Origin of the sequence: Pseudomonas sp. TH34 (assembly GCF_016650865.1) — a bacterium.
Lineage (GTDB): Bacteria > Pseudomonadota > Gammaproteobacteria > Pseudomonadales > Pseudomonadaceae > Aquipseudomonas > Aquipseudomonas yamanorum.
The window spans coordinates 46497-66742 of record NZ_JAEKFB010000005.1; the positions used below are offsets into that span (position 1 = coordinate 46497).

General features: G+C 59.6%; 16 protein-coding genes. 10 read left to right on the plus strand and 6 right to left on the minus strand.

What is annotated here, in order from left to right; translation table 11 throughout:
* The first annotated feature begins 25 nt into the window (after positions 1-25).
* The 6 genes from JFU58_RS03310 (at position 26) to JFU58_RS03335 (ending at position 9105) form a co-directional block, all read left to right on the plus strand.
* Complete coding sequence (locus tag JFU58_RS03310) at positions 26-2104, plus strand: hydantoinase/oxoprolinase family protein (RefSeq protein ID WP_207198210.1); 2079 nt, start codon at positions 26-28, stop codon at positions 2102-2104.
* A gap of 13 nt (positions 2105-2117) precedes the next feature.
* Positions 2118-3776, plus strand: coding sequence for a hydantoinase B/oxoprolinase family protein (locus JFU58_RS03315; RefSeq protein WP_201139843.1), 1659 nt, complete (start codon positions 2118-2120; stop codon positions 3774-3776).
* Between the two features lie 82 nt (positions 3777-3858).
* On the plus strand, positions 3859-4749 hold the full coding sequence (locus JFU58_RS03320) for a hypothetical protein (RefSeq protein ID WP_177070097.1): 891 nt from the start codon (positions 3859-3861) through the stop codon (positions 4747-4749).
* A gap of 32 nt (positions 4750-4781) precedes the next feature.
* Positions 4782-5603: an aspartate/glutamate racemase family protein gene (locus tag JFU58_RS03325; RefSeq protein ID WP_177070095.1), complete on the plus strand. Its 822-nt coding sequence runs from the start codon at positions 4782-4784 to the stop codon at positions 5601-5603.
* Between the two features lie 25 nt (positions 5604-5628).
* Positions 5629-6978 (plus strand): MFS transporter, encoded by a 1350-nt coding sequence (locus JFU58_RS03330; protein ID WP_242488204.1) that lies wholly within the window; start codon positions 5629-5631, stop codon positions 6976-6978.
* A 168-nt stretch (positions 6979-7146) separates the two neighbouring features.
* The gene (locus JFU58_RS03335) at positions 7147-9105 is read left to right on the plus strand and encodes an avidin/streptavidin family protein (RefSeq protein WP_201139844.1); all 1959 of its coding nucleotides are present in this window, start codon (positions 7147-7149) and stop codon (positions 9103-9105) included.
* A 103-nt stretch (positions 9106-9208) separates the two neighbouring features.
* On the opposite strand, the gene JFU58_RS03340 is transcribed toward JFU58_RS03335, so the two are convergent.
* The 6 genes from JFU58_RS03340 to JFU58_RS03365 all read right to left on the minus strand — a co-directional run bounded on the left by JFU58_RS03340 (position 9209) and on the right by JFU58_RS03365 (position 14947).
* Positions 9209-9754 (minus strand): hypothetical protein, encoded by a 546-nt coding sequence (locus JFU58_RS03340; RefSeq protein ID WP_177070091.1) that lies wholly within the window; start codon positions 9752-9754, stop codon positions 9209-9211.
* 76 nt (positions 9755-9830) lie between these two features.
* Positions 9831-10391, minus strand: a complete 561-nt coding sequence (locus JFU58_RS03345; RefSeq protein WP_177070089.1) for a hypothetical protein — start codon at positions 10389-10391, stop codon at positions 9831-9833.
* The gene (locus tag JFU58_RS03350) at positions 10391-10957 is read right to left on the minus strand and encodes a hypothetical protein (RefSeq protein ID WP_177070087.1); all 567 of its coding nucleotides are present in this window, start codon (positions 10955-10957) and stop codon (positions 10391-10393) included. Before JFU58_RS03350 ends, JFU58_RS03345 begins: the two co-directional genes overlap by 1 nt.
* An 84-nt stretch (positions 10958-11041) precedes the next feature.
* The gene (locus JFU58_RS03355; protein ID WP_201139845.1) at positions 11042-11410 is read right to left on the minus strand and encodes a hypothetical protein; all 369 of its coding nucleotides are present in this window, start codon (positions 11408-11410) and stop codon (positions 11042-11044) included.
* 120 nt (positions 11411-11530) lie between these two features.
* Entirely contained in the window at positions 11531-13681 is a 2151-nt protein-coding gene (locus JFU58_RS03360) for a phosphocholine-specific phospholipase C (protein ID WP_201139846.1), read from the minus strand.
* 54 nt (positions 13682-13735) lie between these two features.
* Positions 13736-14947, minus strand: a complete 1212-nt coding sequence (locus JFU58_RS03365; protein WP_093198609.1) for a XylR family transcriptional regulator — start codon at positions 14945-14947, stop codon at positions 13736-13738.
* 153 nt (positions 14948-15100) lie between these two features.
* Here JFU58_RS03365 and xylA point away from each other — a divergent pair, with 153 nt between their 5' ends.
* The 4 genes from xylA to JFU58_RS03385 all read left to right on the plus strand — a co-directional run bounded on the left by xylA (position 15101) and on the right by JFU58_RS03385 (position 20241).
* Entirely contained in the window at positions 15101-16417 is a 1317-nt protein-coding gene (gene xylA, locus JFU58_RS03370; RefSeq protein ID WP_201139847.1) for a xylose isomerase, read from the plus strand.
* 57 nt (positions 16418-16474) lie between these two features.
* Entirely contained in the window at positions 16475-17476 is a 1002-nt protein-coding gene (gene xylF, locus JFU58_RS03375) for a D-xylose ABC transporter substrate-binding protein (RefSeq protein ID WP_093198614.1), read from the plus strand.
* Between the two features lie 68 nt (positions 17477-17544).
* Entirely contained in the window at positions 17545-19104 is a 1560-nt protein-coding gene (xylG, locus tag JFU58_RS03380) for a D-xylose ABC transporter ATP-binding protein (protein WP_201139848.1), read from the plus strand.
* Positions 19105-20241 (plus strand): sugar ABC transporter permease, encoded by a 1137-nt coding sequence (locus tag JFU58_RS03385; protein ID WP_063031366.1) that lies wholly within the window; start codon positions 19105-19107, stop codon positions 20239-20241.
* Positions 20242-20246 lie beyond the last annotated feature (5 nt).

The window sequence follows — 20246 nt, forward strand, 5'->3', positions numbered from 1 at the left end:
TCACATCAGGAGATGCCCTGTGGATATGGACGGTAAAACTGTGCGTGTAGCGACCGATGTCGGTGGGACATTTACCGACCTGGTCTATTTCGAAAGCAACCCGGCCACCGGCCAACAAATCATTCGCACCGCCAAGGTCGATACCACACCACCGAACTTCGCCAAGGGTGTGCTCAACGTCATCCAGAAAGCGAACATCGCACTGGAAACCGTCGACTTTCTCGCCCATGGCACCACGGTGGTCATTAACGCCTTGACCGAGCGTCGAGGCGTAAAGACGGCCTTGATCACCACTCAAGGCTTTCGCGACATCCTCGAGATTGCCCGGGCCAATCGCCCGGACTACTTCAACTTGAAATGGGTCAAGCCAGCGCCCTTCGTGGCTCGCTACCTGAGGCGCGAGATAGCTGGTCGCCTGCATACCGACGGCAGCGAGCGTGAACCGCTGGATCTTTCAGGCCTGGTGGACATACTCGATGCGTTTCGCGCCGACGGGGTTCAAGCCATTGCCATCTGCCTGTTGCACGCCTACGCCAACCCGGTTCATGAGCAGGCGGTACTGAAAGAAGTACAGCGGCTCTGGCCCGAGGTCTCGGTCGTTGCCTCACATCAGATCACTCGCGAGTGGCGCGAATACGAACGCTCCAGTACCACAGTGCTCTCGGCCTACGTCCAACCCATCGCCGCACGCTACCTCGATAACCTGGAGACCGGCCTGCGCGAAGGTGGCTACAAGGCACCGCTGTACATCATGCAGTCCAACTGCGGCGTCGACAGTGTGACCCATGCCCGGGACATTCCCATCACCATGGTCGAGTCGGGGCCTGCCAGCGGCTTTTGGGCCGCCGCCGAGCTCGGTCGCCTGCTTGACGAGCCGAACCTGCTGGCATTGGACATCGGCGGTACCACCGCAAAATGCTCGCTGGTACGTAACGGCCAAGTGTCGATCAAGACCGACTATTGGATTGAACGCAATCGGCTCAATGCGGGCTACCCGATCATGGTACCGGTGGTGGACCTGGTGGAAATCGGTAATGGCGGTGGTTCCATTGCCTGGGTCGACGAATTCGACAAAATGCACGTCGGCCCCGAGTCTGCCGGAGCCCTGCCCGGCCCTGCGGCCTATGGCAACGGCGGTACGCAGGTCACAACGACGGATGCCAACCTGGCCCTGGGCCGGATCAACCCCGGCTACTTCTGCGGTGGCGAGCTGGTCGCGGATATGGCGGCTGTCGAGCAGGCCTTCGACCCACTGAGCGAGCGCCTGAAGCTACCCGCCTGTGAAATCGCCCGCGGCATCATTCGGATCGCCAACGACAACATGGTCAACGCATTGAAACTGGTGTCGTTGAGTCGTGGCCATGATCCCCGGGAGTTGACCCTGATCGCCTTTGGCGGCGGCGGCGCCATGCATGCTGTCGCCTTGGCTCAAGAGCTTGGGGTCAAGAAAGTCATTGTGCCCCGAGGTGCATCCGTGTTCTCCGCATGGGGCATGACCATGTCCGACCTGCGCCGCGACCTGTTCATCAATCGCTTTGTCGAAACCGAACGCGAAGGCGAGCTCGCACTTACCCAGCTATTTCTCCAGGACCTGATGCACAACGCCCGGGAGCAATTTGTCGACGAAGCCATTGCTCCGGATCAGGTCGACTTGCGGGTGTCCTGCAAGCTGCGTTACCAGAACCAGGAGCACGCCGTCGAGGTCGCCTTGGATCATGAAGAATCCCTCTCAGAGCATTGGCCGGCGATAGCCCGACGTTTCCACGATATTTACCAGCAGCAGTACTCCTACAGCCTACAGGCGCCGTTGGAAATTGTCGGTTTCCATCTGGTGGCCGTCGCGCAGATTGGCAAGTTGAACCTGCAAGCCCTGCCCGTCACCGGTCGCACGCTGGCAGAGGCCCGCAAAGGCCAACGCCCGGTGGATTTCGCCCTCGAAGGCATCCACGACACGGCCATCTACGACTACGCCCGCCTGGAGCCGCAGATGAGTTTCAGCGGCCCAGCCATCATCGAGGATGCCGGTTCCACCGTCGTGGTCCATCCCGGCAATCAGGTACTCGTCGACCGCCTCGGCAACCTGCATATCACCCTCGGCGCCTGAAGGAGCAGCCCCCATGAGCAAAATCGATATATTTACCCTGGATATCATCCAGAACTCGCTACAGGCAATCGCCGATGAAATGTTCGAGGCGATGCGCAAGGCTGCCATGAGCCCGGTGATCTATGAGGTTCTGGACATGGGCACCGGCATCACCGATGCCCATGGCGAAATCGCCAGCTCGGGCGCGGGTATTCCAGCGTTTGTCGGTGTGCTCGACAAAGCCGTCAAGCAGATTCTGATTCAGCACCCCACGCCCGGGGAGATCGAGGACGGTGACGTATTCATCACCAATGATCCCCACAGTGGCGGCGTCACCCACCTCAACGATGTGGTGCTGGCGATGCCGGTGTTCGCCGAGGGTCGTTTACTGGCCTGGACCGCCAACATCGCCCACTGGAACGACATCAGCGGCATGGTCCCGGGTTCGTTGTCGACGGAGGCAACCGAGATTTTCCAGGAAGGCCTGCGCCTGGCCTCGGTCAAACTCATCAGTCGGGGCCAGCCGATTCGTTCAGTGCTGCAGATCCTGCGTTGCAATACCCGCATGCCGGATTTCATGGAAGGGGATTTATGGGCAGGTGTCGCCGCAGTACGCAGTGGCGCCCTGCGCCTGCAGGCACTGAGCGCGAAGTACGGGATCGAGGTATTCCTCACGGCCATGCAGGAATTTATGAGCCTGGGTGAAAAGATCTCCTTGGGCGCACTGCGCAACTTGCCTGCCACTCACCTTCATCAAGAAGAAGTGCAGGACGACGGCAGCCTCTTCCAGGTGTCGATTCAGATATCCAAACGCGATCTGATCATCGACCTGCGCGACAACCCTGACCAATGTGCCGGGCCCACCAATCTTAGCCGAGATGGCGCAGTGGTCGCGGCGCAGATGGCCTTCAAGGCCTTGACCGCGCCACAAGGCGTCACCAATGGAGGCACCTTCCGCCCCCTCCGGGTATTGACCCGGCCCGGGTCGCTGTTTGATGCCCAGCCTCCCGCAGCCGAGGGGTTCTATTTCGAAAACCTGATCCGCGTGCACGACCTGATCCTGCGCTGCCTGGCCCAGCGGTTTCCTGATCGCTTGCCCGCCGGCAATTTTGCCTCGGTGTGCGCCACCATCATCGGTGGTGTGCATCCCGATACCGGGCGCGTATTCACCCTGGTGGAGCCCGAGATTGGCGGCTGGGGGGCCGAACCCGGCCGCGACGGCAACAACGCGGTGTACTCGGGCCTTCACGGGGAAACCTACAACTGCCCGGTTGAGGTGTGCGAAGCCCGCTATGGCCTGTACGTCGAACGTATGGAACTCAATGACGAGCCCGGTGGCCACGGCCAGTTCCGCGGCGGGCGAGGCCTGCTCATCGACTACCGCATACGCTCCGATGCCAGCTTCCTGACCTGCGGCTACACCCGTGCCGTCATACCACCGTGGGGGCTTGAGCAAGGCCTGGACGGTACGCCCAACTATGTCGAAGTCTCCCGCTGCGACGGCACACAACAGCGTTATGCCATGGCCAGCAGCATCAGCCTCGACGCAGGCGATTTGGTACGCGTGCGCACCGGAGCCGGTGGTGGTTACGGGTCACCCTCTGAGCGCAACCGACAAGCCGTGCTGGATGACCTGAAGAACGGCTATGTCGATACCGAAACGGCCAGAACGATATACGGCGTGCAGATTTGACCTACAGGTGCTGCTGACGACGATTACGCCGAACGCACCAGCCCTCAGTACTTAGAACAACAACAAAAAAGCGAGAACTGATATGAAACCGTACACCCCTTCACGTCCTTGGGTGTTGCCCGCGATTGCCTTGGTTTTGGGATTCAGCGCATCAGCCAACGCCGAGCAGTTCATTGGTTTTGGCCAGCCGGGCATCCCGGGCAAATGGGCACTGGAGTCATTCCCGGTGTTCAATCGCACGGCAGACGGTAACGTCCGCGCCGGTGGCAATACAGTGTTGGCGTACTTCTCCGAGACGGGCTTTACCGACACCACCCGTGATCAGTTGCAGTTCTGGGTGGGCGCCGTCCCCGGTTACGCCAGCACCAATGGCGCACGGGACACCAGCCCCTGGGGCGTTGCTTCACCCAACCTGGGCTTTGCCTACTACTACAACGTGGTGGAGCCCACCAGCGAACCCGGCTCTGCTGACTACACCACGTTCTGGACCAACCCGACCCTGATGGTCGAGTTCCCCAATGGCAATGATGACATCGCCGGCTACGGCGCGTTCGCCAATCGATATGCGGTGAGTTTCAGCCTCGCCAATTACGTGCGCGTCGGGAACTTTGCCGCGACCTTTACCCCGGCGGGCATCCATTACGCCGCGCGCAATCGCAATACCACCGACCTCGGCACCGACAACCCCAAGCGCCTGCGTGGCGGAGTCAGCTTATGGCTGGCGAATGTTGCCGCCGGGTACCTCGTCACCGACGACCTGTGGTTGGGCGTGCATCACGTCTATCACATCAACAACAAAGCCGCGTCGGACTTCGCCGAGTCACGCGTTGCAAAGATCGGCCCGTCCATGACCTATACCGGGTTTGCCCAACAGGGGTTCTACCTCTCCGCCAATATGAACTTCGAGTACTACCGCAGCGCCAACCTGACCCGTGCCAATGAACTGACCATGGCACTGGTGAAGTTCTTCTAATCGCGCCTGCGAAAATTTCCGAGGACTATTGCATGCACACTACAACACCCGCTCCCCAGCCGCAGGATGTACCCGTAACGGTGCGCTGGCTGAACCCAATTGGTTGCTCCACATTCGACGCCCCCATCGCCGACCTGCTCCGCGGCATCAAGCAACCATCGACGCACATCGAAGTCGTGTCCTTTGACATGGCACACAGCCCGACCCATCTGGAATATCGGGCGTACGAAGCACTCACTTATGAACGCACACTCCGTATCGCCCGTGACTGCGGGCAACAGAATATTGATGCGCTGGTGATAGGCTGCTTCTACGATCCCGCGCTGGAAGATGCCCGGGAAATCTCCGGCGAGACGATCGTTGTCGCCCCTTGCCAGGCAAGCCTGCAAGTGGTCGAGCATCTGGCCAACCGGTTCTCGATCATCGTCGGTCGCAACAAGTGGATGGAGCAGATGCATGAACGGGTTCGCAGCTACGGCGCGGCGGACCGGCTGGCATCGATGAGACCACTGGGCATGGGGGTTGATGAATTCCAGAAGGACCCCGCCCTCACCCGCAGCCGAATCATCGAACAAGCCATGCTGGCCGTCGAAGAGGACGGGGCGGAAGCCATCGTGCTCGGCTGCACCATCGAGTTCGGTTTCTTTGAGCAGGTGCAGCGGGAAGTCGGCGTACCGGTAATCGACCCCGTGGTTGCGGCCTTCAAGATGGCCGAGGCCATGGCAGGCATGAAACGGCGCTTCGGCTGGTCACCCAGCCGGGTTGGCAGTTGTGAACCGCCACCGGAAACCGAGATCAAGGCCTTCGGCCTGTTCCAGGGGCCGGTGCCGATCGGCAATCGGGTCAAGGCATAACCCTCCCTCACTTGGATGATCTTCCATGAGTATGAGCAACGTCACCGAGACGCCCTCGCCGGGCAGCAACGCGTCCATCCAGCAGGTGGGCGATGTGTTCAGAGATGTTCCCTTGACTCGCGAGCATCTGAAATGCTGCCTCGCGTTGTTCTTTGTATTTGCCATCGAGGCGTGGGAGATGATGATCATCGTCTACACCGCGCCGCTGATAGCAGAAGACCTGGCCCTCGACGCGCTCGCAGTCGGCAATCTGATCAGTGCCATGTTCATCGGCATGCTGCTGGGGTCATTGGCCTGGGGCAAAGTCGCCGAACGAATTGGACGCAAACGCGCGATTCTCTGGAGCCTGGCGATCTACGGCGTGATTTCGCTGGCCAGTGCGTTCGCCCCGAACTACCTCAGCCTTTATGTGCTGCGGCTGCTGTCGGGCGTAGCGGCAGTGGGGATGATGGTCGTCACCTTTGCCCACTATCAGGAACTGCTGCCGGTGCGCCATCGCGGCGCGCTCACGGTGTACCTCGCCTCGGGCTGGCCGATCGGGATGCTACTGGCGCTGGGAGCCTCGGTATGGCTGATGCCCTGGGGCTGGCGCGCGATTATCGTGCTGAGTTCCATGGGAAGCCTCTGGGCGCTGGTGGTGGCGCTCTGGGTTCCGGAATCGCCTTATTGGCTGGCGAGTGTGGGCAGGCAAGCTCAGGCCAAGAGGGTGATCCAGCGACTGAGTCGCGGCGCCGTGCAAATAGCTGAAAGTTGCCAGCTGCAAGTCGACCAGAGCACCCGAGGCTGCCAGCGCGATTTGTTTGCAGGCGCCATACTCAAAGTCAGCGCCCTGCAAATCCTCGTCAACTTCACGTTCTCATGGGGCTATTGGGGTTTGCAGACTTGGCTACCGACCCTATTGCAGCAACGTGGTCTGAGCTTGCCGCAAAGCTACGGCTTCATTGCACTGTCGGCGCTGTGCATGATCCCCGGTTACGTCGCCGCGTCCTTCCTGACCCATCGTTTCGGGCGCAAGAAAATCATCATCGGCTTTATCGGAGCCTCAGTGGTTGCCGGCTACGGTTTTGCCAACGCACACACCCTGGAAATGCTCTACCTGAGCAACTTTGCCCTGGCTTTTTTCAGCCTTGGCGCCTGGGGTGTCTGGGGCACCTGGATCGCCGAACTGTACCCGACGCCACTACGCACCATTGGTTACGGCTGGGCGATTTTCGCCCAGCGGGTAGCCAACGTTCTGGCGCCCTCACTGATCGGTGCACTGGTGGCTTATGGCGCGTCTTTCAATGTTACGACCACCCTCATCAACGCCTTCATGCTGGTTACCGTGATGTTAGTGGCATTTATTCCGGAGACCGAAGGCAGGGCCTTGCAATGAACCGCCAACCGTCGCCGCCGTTTCGGACAAGACAGCAAGAAGCAGCCCGACATCAGCCTCGAGACAAGTCGGTTTGAATGCATGCCGTTGGCATCAGCTTCCCGGACAACCGGGAAGCTCTATTACTGCGTGACGTCGCTGCACATCACCCCAGAAACGGAATTCATCATGGACACACAATCGCCGGCCAATGGGCTGGTATTTCCAATGCAACGGGGCCCCTTCCAGAACAACGGGGCTTCACCATGGTACTCAACAATCGCACTGGGCAGCCCTGGTCAACCGTTGAAGCTGGCAATCGATTCAGGCACCAATATCAGTTGGGTGACTTCAACACTTTGCCCAGCTGATCGATGCGTTCATTTCGCCGCAGGCCGGTTTGACCACCGAGCTTCCAGCACCTTCGCATTTACCGACTGCCTGCAACGCCCCTATAGCTTTGGCCCCTGGGGCACGATGCAGGTTGAAAGCGCTTCGGACGTACTAACCGCCCCTTCAGGAAGCGCACAGCCGATCAAGCTGTTTCTGGCAACCTACTATGACGGTGACTCGTTCAAGCAGTTGGATTGGGATGGCAGTATCGGCCTGCCGTGCAGCAGCGCCTACATTGAAGGACGAAGCTCATTTCTGTTACAGGATCTGATCAGCAGTGGTCGACTCGACCCGACGCATCCCTACGTAGCGTTCGACTGGAACTCCACAGATCGCAGCGGCACGTGCCAGATGGGAGCTATCGATGCCTCTAAAACCCGGGGCCCCGGGTTGTTTCTCCCCTGGTCCGTCTATAGCAGATTGCCGGGTGTGGAATACATATGGTCTACCGAACTGAAGTCCTACTCGGTGGGCGGTGAAACGCTGGCGAACAACTTGAGCTTTGCCCTGGACTCTGGATCTTCGCAATTCAAGGGCGATGACAAGATCATGGGACAAACCCTGGCGCTTATCGCTCGCGGCGCACGACCTGATGTCGTGTTGGGATTTGCCGAGGGTGAAATCACCTTGGGTGCTGACCTGTATAGCCTGCTGGTTGAAGAAGGCCCACAAAAGGGGCAGACCGTCCCGCAGTTTTCGCCGCTGGGCCTGCCTGACCTTGTGCTGGTGGGATCACTGGTCATGGAGCACTGCTACACCGTTTATGAATATCAGGTGGTGCAATGCGGGCATGAGGTTTACTCACTCGCCCCCACCGGAATCTGGTTGTTCAATCGCCCAGGTGGGCCGCAGATCATTACCCGGTCGTCGTCACGTCCGTTCAACCCAGGCCCCCGCCCGGTGGCGAACACAAAGGTCATACTTCCTGGCCCGACGATTGAAGTCCCCTCCGCCGAGCATAAATCGGTGGCAGGCACCTGGAAAAATGAATACGGATCAGTCATGACCCTGGCGGTGACGGGCAATCGGATTCGCGGCACCTATCAGTCTTCGACCGGCTCAACAGGCAAGTACGAAGTGACAGGTTTTCAACTGAACGAGCCTGCTACCCCCGCTGTAAGTCAGCCGGTGACACTGGCTATCGAGTGGCACTCCATCGGCGATGATCCGGCGGATCCGAGCTGGAATTGGTGTTCAGGACTAAGCGGGCAGATGAGTGTTACACCCGCAGGAGACAAGTTGCAGCTATCGCACGTGTTGGTAGCAAGCAGCGACTTTCCCGGGCTTGCGGGACAGGGGACTTACGTTGACAAGCTTACTTATCGGCGGGTGGATACGGCATCGCTTGATGACCCGGGTGCGCCGCCCCTGGAAACACTACCGATTGAGAACGCGTTGAACGGCACATGGCTGGCTGACAATGGGACGACACTTGAACTGAGTGTGCATGCTTTCAGCCAGCGGCAGTTGGGTCACGTCCGTGGGCAGCTATCCACACCGTTTGGTCATGTCGAGGTGTCCGGCTTCACCGATATCAACGCGCTTGCGAGCAAGCTGGCGCTGCAATCGGTGAGCCTCACCGCCGCACAAACGCAGGAATCGAGCGTAAGCAGCCTTTGTGGTTCATTGGAATTACAGAGTGACGTACTGAACTTGTTCTCGGTGACAAGTTCAGCAACGACACCCCAGCGTTCCTATTTGGCGACACAGCTAATAGTTATGCGCTTCAAGCGTAAAGGTGCGGCAATCTCTTAAGAACTAAACGCTGGAGCATCGTGTTCAAGTCGATAAGCCCCCTGCCTCATGGCGGAGGTATTCATGACCAAAAACAGGAAATTCCAACTAAGACCTTTGATGGTTAGGTGAGCAATGCTTGCTCATCATGCTCCAGAGACCTAAGGGCCCGACCTATTTTTTCGTTGATTTCAGAATAAAGGACCGTCGAAGAGTCAAAGGTTTTGACAGCCTCTTCTTTTGTATCCGTGTACTTAATACTCGCGCACGACAAAGATAATTGACTTGTAAGCTCCCTAACCTCTTCATCACTTACCCTGACTTTCATCAGGGTGACAGAGCGGAAGTTATTTCTAGACCTTTCAGCCAAATCTTCAGGTGGTTCAGTTTTCCACCATAAGCCAGTCTCGTGATGTTGCTGAATCGCGTGCTTTTGCATCTGATTTGTCGTGCGCATCAGATCTGAAAGAGCAAGCTGCAAGTCACAAAGAACCTTTCGTTGGAGATCAATACGCTGTAACAGTATGATCTCCTTACGCTTCTCGAGTCTGGATTCCCTATCAAAAGCAACTTTTCTATTCTCCGTCCATGCATCGAAGATAGCCTTCAAAAAAACGCCTACTACCAGCGTAACTACTGGAAACCATATTGTTGGACTGATCGCTTCCACTCTGCCCTCTTTACTTTTTGATTAATCAAACTTTAACCCGCAACCTTATATCAGCAGAAAACTACACTTCTCTTTCCTATTGAAACCCACGCCAATGAGTTTCCACCATCCACATGGGGCGCCCATCCGAAACGGCGCGAATCGCCTCGATTACACGCTGATATTGCGGTGAGTCAAACATTGACCATCTCTGTTTACGTGCCGTCTTCCATGTCGCACGCAGCCCCCCCACATCCAGCCTATAGAGTTCATTCAGCAGCAGGCTGTCGATGGGTGGATGCAGGGCTTTCACATTGGGGTGCCACTCGTGACCAGCACACACGAATGCACCCTTCAGGTAAACATTGATCAACTTCGCCGCCACACCGTGGCCGAAACAGCGGAGGCCTTTTGCTTCTGCCTCGAAAATGGCCGTTTCCCGCCAGACACTATGCATTTCGTCAATTTTTTCCGGAGTGGGTAACAGCACTGGGGCCGCCAGCAAATCGTGTAGCCCAACGGCCTCAATGATGGCACGCCCGGTACTTACGTCGAAACGACAAGTCTTGGTGCTAGCCGCGCGGCTTCCAGCCCAGGCGGCAAAACGGTGTTTGTGTTCGACAATATCGTATGTCGCCTTCAGGGCTCCAATCACCATCAACTAAGCTCCAGCAGTTCAAAAGCAAACAACCAATACAATGTATTGCCGTTCTCGAATGTCTTGACCTCAAAGACGCCCCGCTCATCCGGCAGCCATTCATTGTCCCAACTGCGACTGCTGTCCTTGGCTGTCCACCAGTCCACGGTAGCTTTTTGCCAAGTCTCCGCCAGCATGACGCGATATACGCTTCGCTCGCTGGTTTCAGCACGGGTGAATTTCTCCAGAACCGGCGCTAGGTTGATTGCGCTCATCCGATGAAAATCGAGGCGCAGTTGTTCCGCTTTTTCCGGGCTGTAGAGCCTCTTGCACTCCACAAAAGCAACAGTAGTTGGGTCGAATAACATGCAGTCGATACGAAACTCGTAGCGCTCGGTTACTGGGTTGAGAAAGGGCACTTCCATAAAGGCATGTGCATTGCTTCGCGCCGCAAACGCTTTGGACATTTGGTATGTCAGGTTGCGCTCGTTAAGGCCGTTGCTGCCATAAGACGGGTAAAACTCGTCTAGGCTGACAGCAAAATTCTTGGCCGCCTGCTGTAACACGCTGGTGATGACTTCGCTCACGGTAAGACTCTTTTCAAGCTGCTGGGTGGCTAGCGCCAGGCATAGGCCAGGCGCTAATTGAAGGCGACGGCGCAGTGAAATCACTCAGACACTGGCAGCACGACTGTGATGGAAATACAGGTAAATCAAACCCACCGGCGCGATAAACAGCGCCATGCTCCGACACATCACCATGGTGAACAGCTTGACCAGTAGCATGGGTATGGCAGGCACGTAAAACACGTTCTCCCCCATGATGTAACCCACCACGCTTTCATAGACGAAGCGTGCATACGGGTACAACAAACTGCACACGATCGAAAACACCACCACGCCCCATTTGCCCGAAAGCCCATTTTTGGAATGGGCAAGGCTCCAGACGATGGCGACGCTGAACATCAAGCCAAACAGAAATTGCCGGATATAATACCGAGCCGTGAGGCCACCGAAGGTTTTGGAAAGAAACGCGTGCATAAATTCCCTTTTACGATCAACTGAGTGGCCAAATGATATCACTCTGGCGAACAGAGTTCCTCACTTGGTTCCTTATTCAACCGTGCGTCCCTTCAAACTCCTGACGCCTGAAGCGACGTCTCAACCGCGCTTACCCATCAACGGATCACTGATACTGTGCGCCCCCGTCTCGATGCGCCCCGCCACGCGCCGTACCCAACCATGCTCATCACGTAGTTTGAAGTCATACCAGCCCCCATTCGGCTGGCAGGAGAACGTCCGTTGCACGGTACTGCCGCCCGCAATCTCCAGCAGCCAAGGCCCCTGTTTGGTGTAAGGGCAGCGCTCGATGGTCACCGAGGCAGCACGCTTGCCAGGGTTGGCCAGAGTCAGCAGCAAGGTGTCGCCATGATACGCCAGGGATAGCTCCGGCTCGCGACGCTGCAGGTGCCCTTTGAACGACCGGTGGAACCCATTCGGCCCCAACAGCCAGAGCTTGTAGGCCCCCGCGACTTGCCAGGTGTCACTGAGGTGTTTGCCCGCTTCCACCGTGTAGCGCCGCGGTACCTCGTCCAGGTGCAAGCGATCGTAGACGTGGAAGACCGCGCCTTGTTCGCCATTGTTGAAGAAGTCCAGGCTCACTGAGCTGGCGCGGCGGTCAACCGAGCCCTCGACGTTCAACTGGTACGGCAGCGCCCGGGATGGCCGCGCCATTCGCGCCTGGAACGGTGCCTGTTGCTGGCCCACGGTTGGCAGGGCGACTTGGGGCAGTTGCTCTTGGCGTTGGCGCAGGGAGTCTGCGGCCTGGCGACTGATGGTGTGCAGCGGCGGCAGGGTCTCGGTGTTGGGGTTGACGAAGTTGAAGGCTGAGGTGAGGTCACCGCAGACGGCGCGGCGCCAGGCGCTGATATTGGGTTCGCGTACGTGGAAGCGCTTTTCCAGAAATTGCAGCACGGAGGTGTGATCAAACGCCTGGGAGTTGACCCAGCCACCACGGCTCCACGGCGACAGCACCAGCATCGGTACCCGCGGGCCGGGCCCGTACACGCCGCCGTCGGGCGCGGGTTGCTGGCTAGAACCGGGGGGCGCCGGGTGGGTGAAGATCTCGCTGTCGAACTTTACCGTGGACTTGCCGGCAAAGCTGCCGTCCAGGCGCTTGGATGGGGCTGATGGCGACGGCACGTGGTCGAAGAAACCGTCGTTTTCATCGTAGTTGACCAGCAGTACCGTCTTGCTCCAAACGTCCGGATTGGCGGTCAACGCCTTGAGGATTTCCTGGGTGAACCAGCCACCCTGCACCGGGCTGGAAGGCCCTGGGTGTTCGGAGTAATCGGCCGGGGCCACCAGCCAGCTGACCTGGGGCAGACGCCCGTCGTTCACGTCCTTGCGAAAGCCCTGGATGATCGCCTCAAGGTCGCTGCCGCTGACCGCCGGCAGGGTGTTGCCATTGCCTTTGTACAACGGCACCCGGGCATTCAGTTGGTCGCTGTAGGGCACGAAGTCTTTAAAGTCTTTCGGTGGCACTGCAGGGTTGCCGGCCGCGACGCTGGCCGCACGAAACTGACGAAACCCGGCCAAGGGGTTGTCGCCAAAGTTATCCGGCAAGTACTGGTAAACCTTCCAGCTCACGCCCGCTTCTTCCAGGCGCTCAGGATAGGTTTTCCAGGTGTAGCCCACGCTAACGGCACCGGGGCCGTCCCATTCGTTGACCACCGCCGCCACATTCGCGCCGGTGGGGCCGTTGGTGCCGGTCCAGTGGAACAGCCGATTGGGATTGGTGCCAGCGTGCACCGAACAATGGTAGGCATCGCACACGGTAAAGGTGTTGGCCAGGGCAAACTGGAACGGCACTTCCTGCTCGCGGTAGTAGCCCATCGAGGTGGGCGTCTTGTACGTCGGCCAGGCATTCATCCGGCCACTGGCCCACGCGGCGTGCTCATCGATCCAAGAATGGGGCGTGCCGCTGACCCGCTGTGCGTTGCCACGGGAACTGTCCAGGTGATAGGGCAAAATCCGCCGCCCGACGCCCTGCTGCTCCCACACCCGATGCCCACCCTGCAGTGGAATGGTGAAGCGGTCACTGAACCCGCGCACACCCGGCAAGGTGCCGAAGTAGTGATCGAATGAGCGGTTTTCCTGCATCAGGATCACCACGTGTTCGACGTCCATGAGGGTGCCGGTGCGGTTGTTGGCGGGGATCGCCAGGGCCTGGCGAATGGAGTCGGGCAACAGGGTGTAGGCGGATCCGATGGCAGCTGCCTGCAGCAGCTTTCTGCGTGTAAGAGTCGGCATAAGACGATTCAATCCCTTGAGGTTCTGGAGCGAGGCTCAGGACAAAATAGGGACTCAAGGCGACAAAGAAATGACATCGTTCGAATCGCGTTCGAGCTGCCCCACCTGATACTCCCTCGGCGTACACCCGAACTCGCGCTTGAATACCGTGTGCAGGTACTGCGCCGATTTGAACCCGCAGTCGTAGGCAATATCAGCAATCCCCGCCCCGGTATTTTCCAGGCTCGCCACCGCCGCCGCGAGTTTGAAGCGCAGGATTTCGTCGTGGACGCTGCGGTTCAATTCGCTGCGAAAATGCGCTTCCAGGGACGACCGCGACACACCGACGTAGTTGGCGACCTGGGCGGTCTTGATGCCCTGGCAGGCGTACTGGCGAATGAAGTGCAGCGCCTGCATCACGTAGGGATGGCCGAGGGGTTGATGCAGGCTTGAGGTCTGCACGTTGACCGCTTCCGGCGGCACCAGGATCTGACTGCCCGCCGAGGGCATGCCGTGCAACATCTGGTGCAGCAAGCGCGCGGCAGTGCGGCCCATTTTTTCGGTGCCCTGGATCACCGAGCTCAGTGGTACGCGGGTCAGGGTGCGGGTCAGCGGGTCGTTGTCGATGCCGATCAGTGCCACTTGCTCCGGCACCGGGATGCCGGCGGTGAGGCAGGCTTGCAGCAACTGCCGGGCACGGGCGTCGCTGACTGCAATGATGCCGATGGGCTTGGGCAAGCTGTGCAACCAGGCGATCTGCTGCTCCACCGCCGAGTCCCACAGCGGAGCACTAGTGCCCAGCCCGCGATACACCTCCACGGGCAGGCCATCGCGCTCCAGCAAACGGCGGAAGGCTTTTTCGCGCTCCTGGGCCCAGCGGTTGATATCGGCCTCCGGCAAGCTGAAACAGGCGAAACGCGTCAACCCGGCTTCGATCAGGTGTTCATACGCCAGCTTGATCAGGGCGAAATTGTCGGTGGCCACGTACGGAATATGCCGTGGGTAAGCCCGCTCATCTTCGTAGGAGCCGCCCACCGCCACCACCGGCACATGCACACCCGCCAACGCGGGGCCCATCGCCGGGTCGTCGAAGTCGGCAATGATCCCGTCGCCATGCCAGCGCTCGATGCCCTTGAGCCGGCAGACGAAGTCCTCCTCCAGAAACAAATCCCACGACACCCGCGTGCTGCTCAAGTAGTTGCCGATCCCGGTGATGATGCCGCGATCGTAGATCTTGTTGCCGTTGAACAGCAGGGCAATCCGGTGCACAGGCGGGACGGTTTTCACAGGGGCGGCTCCATGGGAGGTGTCGATCAACTATGCACCCAAAACTACTCAAAATCGAACCCGGCTCTGGTGATTTTCATAATCGGTTGGCCGGGGGCCGTTGCTAGTATCGAGGCAAGGTTAACGTGCACTCATAACAACAAGGATCTGGCGATGCCCTACTTTCCCGCTGTCGATAAAATCCTTTACGAAGGCCCGCAAAGCGACTCCCCCCTGGCCTTCCGGCACTACGATGCAAACAAGCTGATCCTCGGCAAACCGATGCGCGAGCACCTGCGGATGGCCGCGTGTTATTGGCACAATTTCGTCTGGCCCGGCAGTGACATGTTCGGTTCCGGCACCTTCCAGCGGCCCTGGCAGCAACCGGGAGAAGCCATGCAAGTGGCACGCGGCAAAGCCGACGCAGCGTTCGAGTTTTTCTCCAAGCTGGGCATCGACTACTACAGCTTCCACGACACCGATGTCGCCCCCGAAGGCGCAAGCCTGGCGGAGTACCGCAACCACTTCGCGCAAATGGTCGACGAACTCGAACGCCATCAGGAAGAGACCGGTATCCAGCTGCTGTGGGGCACGGCCAACTGCTTCAGCAACCCGCGCTTTGCCGCCGGTGCCGCGAGCAATCCCAACCCCGAGGTGTTTGCCTATGCGGCGGCCCAGGTGTTCAGCGCGATGAATGCCACCCACCGTCTCAAGGGCTCCAGCTATGTGTTGTGGGGCGGCCGCGAAGGCTACGAGACCCTGCTCAATACCGACCTCAAGCGCGAGCGCGAGCAACTCGGGCGTTTCATGCGCATGGTGGTCGAGCACAAATACAAGATCGGCTTCACCGGCGAGCTGTTTATCGAGCCCAAGCCACAGGAGCCCACCAAGCACCAGTACGACTACGACAGCGCCACCGTGTTTGGCTTCCTGCATCAGTTCGGCCTGGAGAAAGAGATCAAGGTCAACATCGAGGCCAACCACGCCACCCTCGCCGGCCACAGCTTTCACCATGAAATCGCCACCGCCGCGTCCCTGGGGATTTTCGGCAGCATCGACGCCAACCGCGGCGACCCACAGAACGGCTGGGACACCGACCAGTTCCCCAACAGCGTCGAGGAACTGACCCTGGTCACCTACGAGGTACTCAAGGCCGGTGGTTTCAAAGGCGGCGGCTACAACTTCGATTCTAAAGTGCGCCGCCAAAGCCTGGATGAAGTTGACCTGTTCCATGGCCACGTGGCCGCCATAGACGTGCTGGCGCTGTCCCTGGAACGCGCAGCCGCCATGGTCCAGAACGACGCCCTCGAGCAGTTCAAAGCCCAGCGTTATGCCGGCTGGGACCAATCGTTCGGGCGCGCCGTACTCGGCGGTGACTTCAGCCTGGAATCGCTGGCCGAGCATGCCTTCAGCCACCAACTCAACCCTCAAGCGGTAAGCGGCCGCCAGGAGATGCTCGAAGGCGTGGTGAATCGCTTTATCTACCCATGACCGCTACGCTCCAGGTCCAGAAGTGCGTCTAAACAACAATAAAAGGGACTCACCATCATGAAACACCTGAAAACCGTCTTGATCACCAGCGTTCTGGCACTGCTTTCCAACTCGGTCATGGCCGACGCGGCCCATCCGAAAATCGGCTTTTCCATCGACGACCTGCGCCTTGAGCGCTGGGCCCGCGACCGTGATTACTTCACCGCCGCCGCCGAGCAACTGGGCGCCAAGGTCTATGTGCAATCGGCGGACGCCAACGAACAGCGGCAGATCTCGCAGATTGAAAACCTGATCTCCCGGGGCGTCGACGTGATCGTGATCGTGCCGTTCAACGCCACGGTGCTGAATAACGTGGTGGCCGAGGCCAAGAAAGCCGGGGTGAAAGTGCTGTCCTATGACCGGCTGATCCTGAATGCCGATATCGACGCCTACATCTCCTTCGATAACGAAAAGGTCGGCGAGATGCAGGCCCAGGGCGTGTTGAACGCGCAGCCTAAAGGCAATTACTTCCTGCTGGGCGGTGCGCCTACCGACAACAACGCGAAGATCCTGCGCCAGGGCCAGATGAAGGTGCTGCAGCCTTCGATCGACAAGGGCGACATCAAGATTGTCGGCCAGCAATGGGTCAAGGAATGGAACCCCACCGAAGCCCTGAGCATTGTCGAAAACGCCCTGACCGCCAACAACAATAAAATCGACGGCATCGTCGCCTCCAACGACGCCACCGCCGGCGGCGCGATCCAGGCCCTGGCGGCACAAAAACTCGCGGGCAAGGTGCCGGTCTCAGGGCAAGACGCCGACCTCGCCGCGATCAAGCGCGTGATCGCCGGCACCCAGACCATGACCGTCTACAAACCCCTGAAGCTGCTGGCGTCCGAGGCGGCCAAGCTGTCGGTGCAACTGGTGCGCGACGAGAAACCGGCCTACAACTCGCAGTACGACAACGGCAGCAAACAGGTGTCGAGCATCCTGCTCAAGCCGACCGCATTGACCAAAGACAACGTCAACGTGCTGGAAGAAGACGGGTTCTACACCAAAGCGCAAATCGCCGGGCAGTAAGCGTACGGCTCACTGCAGGGGTGGCTTGAGGCCGCTCCTGCCTTTTCGCTGTGGAATGAGTGCCCGCCATGTCCGAATACCTGCTGGAAATGAACAACATCGTCAAAACCTTCGGTGGCGTCAAAGCCCTGAACGGCATCGACATCAAGGTAAAACCCGGGGAGTGCGTGGGGTTGTGCGGCGAGAACGGCGCCGGCAAATCGACCCTGATGAAGGTGTTGTCGGCGGTGTATCCCCATGGCACCTGGGACGGTGAAATCATCTGGGACGGCCAGCCGCTGCGCGCCCATTCCATCGCCGAAACCGAAGCCTGCGGCATCGTGATCATCCACCAGGAACTGACCCTGGTACCCGACCTCTCCGTGGCCGAAAACATCTTCATGGGCCACGAGCTGACACTGCCCGGCGGGCGCATGAACTACCCCGCCATGATGCACCGTGCCGAAGCCCTGATGCACGAGCTGAAAGTGCCGGACATCAACGTCGCCCTGCCCGTTTCGCAATACGGCGGCGGCTACCAGCAACTGGTGGAAATCGCCAAAGCCCTGAACAAGCAGGCGCGCCTGCTGATCCTCGACGAACCCTCCTCGGCGCTGACCCGCTCGGAAATCGAGGTGCTGCTGGACATCATCCGTGGGCTCAAGGCCAAGGGTGTCGCCTGCGTGTACATCTCCCACAAGCTCGATGAGGTCTCGGCCATCTGCGACACCATCGCGGTGATCCGCGACGGCAAGCACATCGCGACCACGGCCATGGCCGACATGGACGTGTCGCGCATCATCACGCAGATGGTGGGCCGTGAGATGAGCAACCTCTACCCCACCGAACCCCACGCCGTCGGCGAGGTGCTGTTCGAGGCGCGCCACATCACCTGCTACGACGTCGACAACCCGAGCCGCAAACGCGTGGACGATGTCTCGTTCAGCCTGCGCCGTGGCGAAATCCTCGGTATCGCCGGGCTGGTGGGCGCGGGCCGTACGGAGCTGGTGTCGGCGCTGTTCGGCAGTTACCCCGGGCGCTACGAAGGCGAGGTGTGGCTGGACGGCAAACCCATCGATACGCGCACGCCGCTGAAGTCGATACGCGCCGGGCTGTGCATGGTTCCGGAAGACCGCAAACGCCAAGGCATCGTGCCGGACCTGGGCGTTGGGCAAAACATCACCCTGGCGGTGCTCGACAGTTTCTCGCACCTGACGCGCATCGATGCCGAGGCGGAACTGGGCAGCGTAGAGCAGGAAATCAAACGCATGCACCTGAAGACAGCGAACCCGTTCCTGCCGATCACCAGCCTTTCCGGTGGCAACCAGCAGAAAGCCGTCCTGGCCAAGATGCTCCTGACCAAACCCCGGGTGCTGATCCTCGACGAACCGACCCGTGGCGTGGACGTGGGCGCCAAATATGAGATCTATAAATTGATGGGCGCACTGGCGGCCGAAGGCGTGTCGATCATCATGGTGTCGTCGGAGCTGGCCGAGGTGCTGGGGGTGTCCGACCGGGTGTTGGTGATCGGCGAAGGCCAACTGCGCGGGGACTTCATCAACCAGGGCCTGACCCAGGAACAGGTACTCGCCGCCGCCCTCAGCCAACCGAACGGGCATGACAATAATAATGATCGGAAGTCCGCGTAAATGAACCAGGTCAAACAGCTCTTCACCCGCTACAAAATGCTCGCCCTGTTGATCGCCGTGGTGCTGATCTGGGTGTTTTTCAGCTGGCAGACCGAAGGCGGTTTCCTGACCCCGCGCAACCTGTCGAACCTGCTGCGGCAGATGTCCATCACCGGCATTCTGGCGTGCGGCATGGTGCTGGTGATCATCAGCGGCGAGATCGACCTGTCGGTGGGCTCGATGCTCGGTTTGCTCGGCGGCGTCGCGGCGATCCTGGATGTGGTTTATCACATTCCGCTGCCGCTGAACCTGGCCATTGTCGCCCTCTGCGGCTTGTTGATTGGCCTGGGCAACGGCTACATGACCGCGTACCTGCGCATCCCCTCCTTCATCGTCGGCCTGGGCGGCATGCTCGCGTTTCGCGGGGTGCTGCTGGGCATTACCGGAGGTACCACGATTGCGCCGGTGTCGGCGGAGCTGGTGTACATCGGGCAGGGCTACCTGCCGACGGTGGTGGGTGTGATCCTCGGCGTGTTGCTGTTCGGGCTGACGGTATTCCTGACCTGGCGCCAACGCCACAACCGCGCCCTGCACGGCTTGGCACTGCCGTCGATGCTGCGCGACAGCGTGCGCGTGGTGTTGATCGGCTTCGTGCTGGCCGGCTTCGTCTACACCCTCAACAGCTACGACGGCATTCCCGTGCCGGTGCTGCTGCTTTTGGTGCTGCTGGGGGTGTTCAGCTACGTCACCAGCCAGACCGTTTTTGGCCGGCGCATCTACTCGGTGGGCAGCAACATGGAAGCCACGCGCCTGTCGGGGATCAACGTGCAGGCGGTCAAGCTGTGGATCTTCGGGATCATGGGCGTGATGTGCGCCCTCGCCGGGCTGGTCAACACCGCGCGCCTGGCGGCCGGTTCACCCTCGGCGGGCAACATGGGCGAACTGGATGCCATCGCGGCGTGCTTTATTGGCGGCACCTCGATGCGAGGCGGTTCGGGCACGGTGTACGGCGCCCTGCTCGGTGCGCTGGTGATCAGCAGCCTGGACAACGGCATGTCGATGCTGGATGTGGACAGCTACTGGCAGATGATCGTCAAGGGCAGCATCCTGGTGCTGGCGGTGTGGGTGGACGTGAGTACGCGGACGGGACGGCGCTGAGGGCG

Bases quoted from the DNA above. Each gene is read 5' to 3' on its own strand.
- JFU58_RS03330 (WP_242488204.1), top strand. From the start codon at position 5,629: ATGAGTATGAGCAACGTCACCGAGACGCCCTCGCCGGGCAGCAACGCG.
- JFU58_RS03360 (WP_201139846.1), bottom strand. From the start codon at position 13,681: ATGCCGACTCTTACACGCAGAAAGCTGCTGCAGGCAGCTGCCATCGGA.
- JFU58_RS03325 (WP_177070095.1), top strand. From the start codon at position 4,782: ATGCACACTACAACACCCGCTCCCCAGCCGCAGGATGTACCCGTAACG.
- xylA (WP_201139847.1), top strand. From the start codon at position 15,101: ATGCCCTACTTTCCCGCTGTCGATAAAATCCTTTACGAAGGCCCGCAA.
- JFU58_RS03345 (WP_177070089.1), bottom strand. From the start codon at position 10,391: ATGGTGATTGGAGCCCTGAAGGCGACATACGATATTGTCGAACACAAA.
- JFU58_RS03315 (WP_201139843.1), top strand. From the start codon at position 2,118: ATGAGCAAAATCGATATATTTACCCTGGATATCATCCAGAACTCGCTA.
- JFU58_RS03335 (WP_201139844.1), top strand. From the start codon at position 7,147: ATGGACACACAATCGCCGGCCAATGGGCTGGTATTTCCAATGCAACGG.
- JFU58_RS03310 (WP_207198210.1), top strand. From the start codon at position 26: ATGGACGGTAAAACTGTGCGTGTAGCGACCGATGTCGGTGGGACATTT.
- JFU58_RS03320 (WP_177070097.1), top strand. From the start codon at position 3,859: ATGAAACCGTACACCCCTTCACGTCCTTGGGTGTTGCCCGCGATTGCC.
- JFU58_RS03385 (WP_063031366.1), top strand. From the start codon at position 19,105: ATGAACCAGGTCAAACAGCTCTTCACCCGCTACAAAATGCTCGCCCTG.
- xylF (WP_093198614.1), top strand. From the start codon at position 16,475: ATGAAACACCTGAAAACCGTCTTGATCACCAGCGTTCTGGCACTGCTT.
- JFU58_RS03355 (WP_201139845.1), bottom strand. From the start codon at position 11,410: ATGCACGCGTTTCTTTCCAAAACCTTCGGTGGCCTCACGGCTCGGTAT.
- xylG (WP_201139848.1), top strand. From the start codon at position 17,545: ATGTCCGAATACCTGCTGGAAATGAACAACATCGTCAAAACCTTCGGT.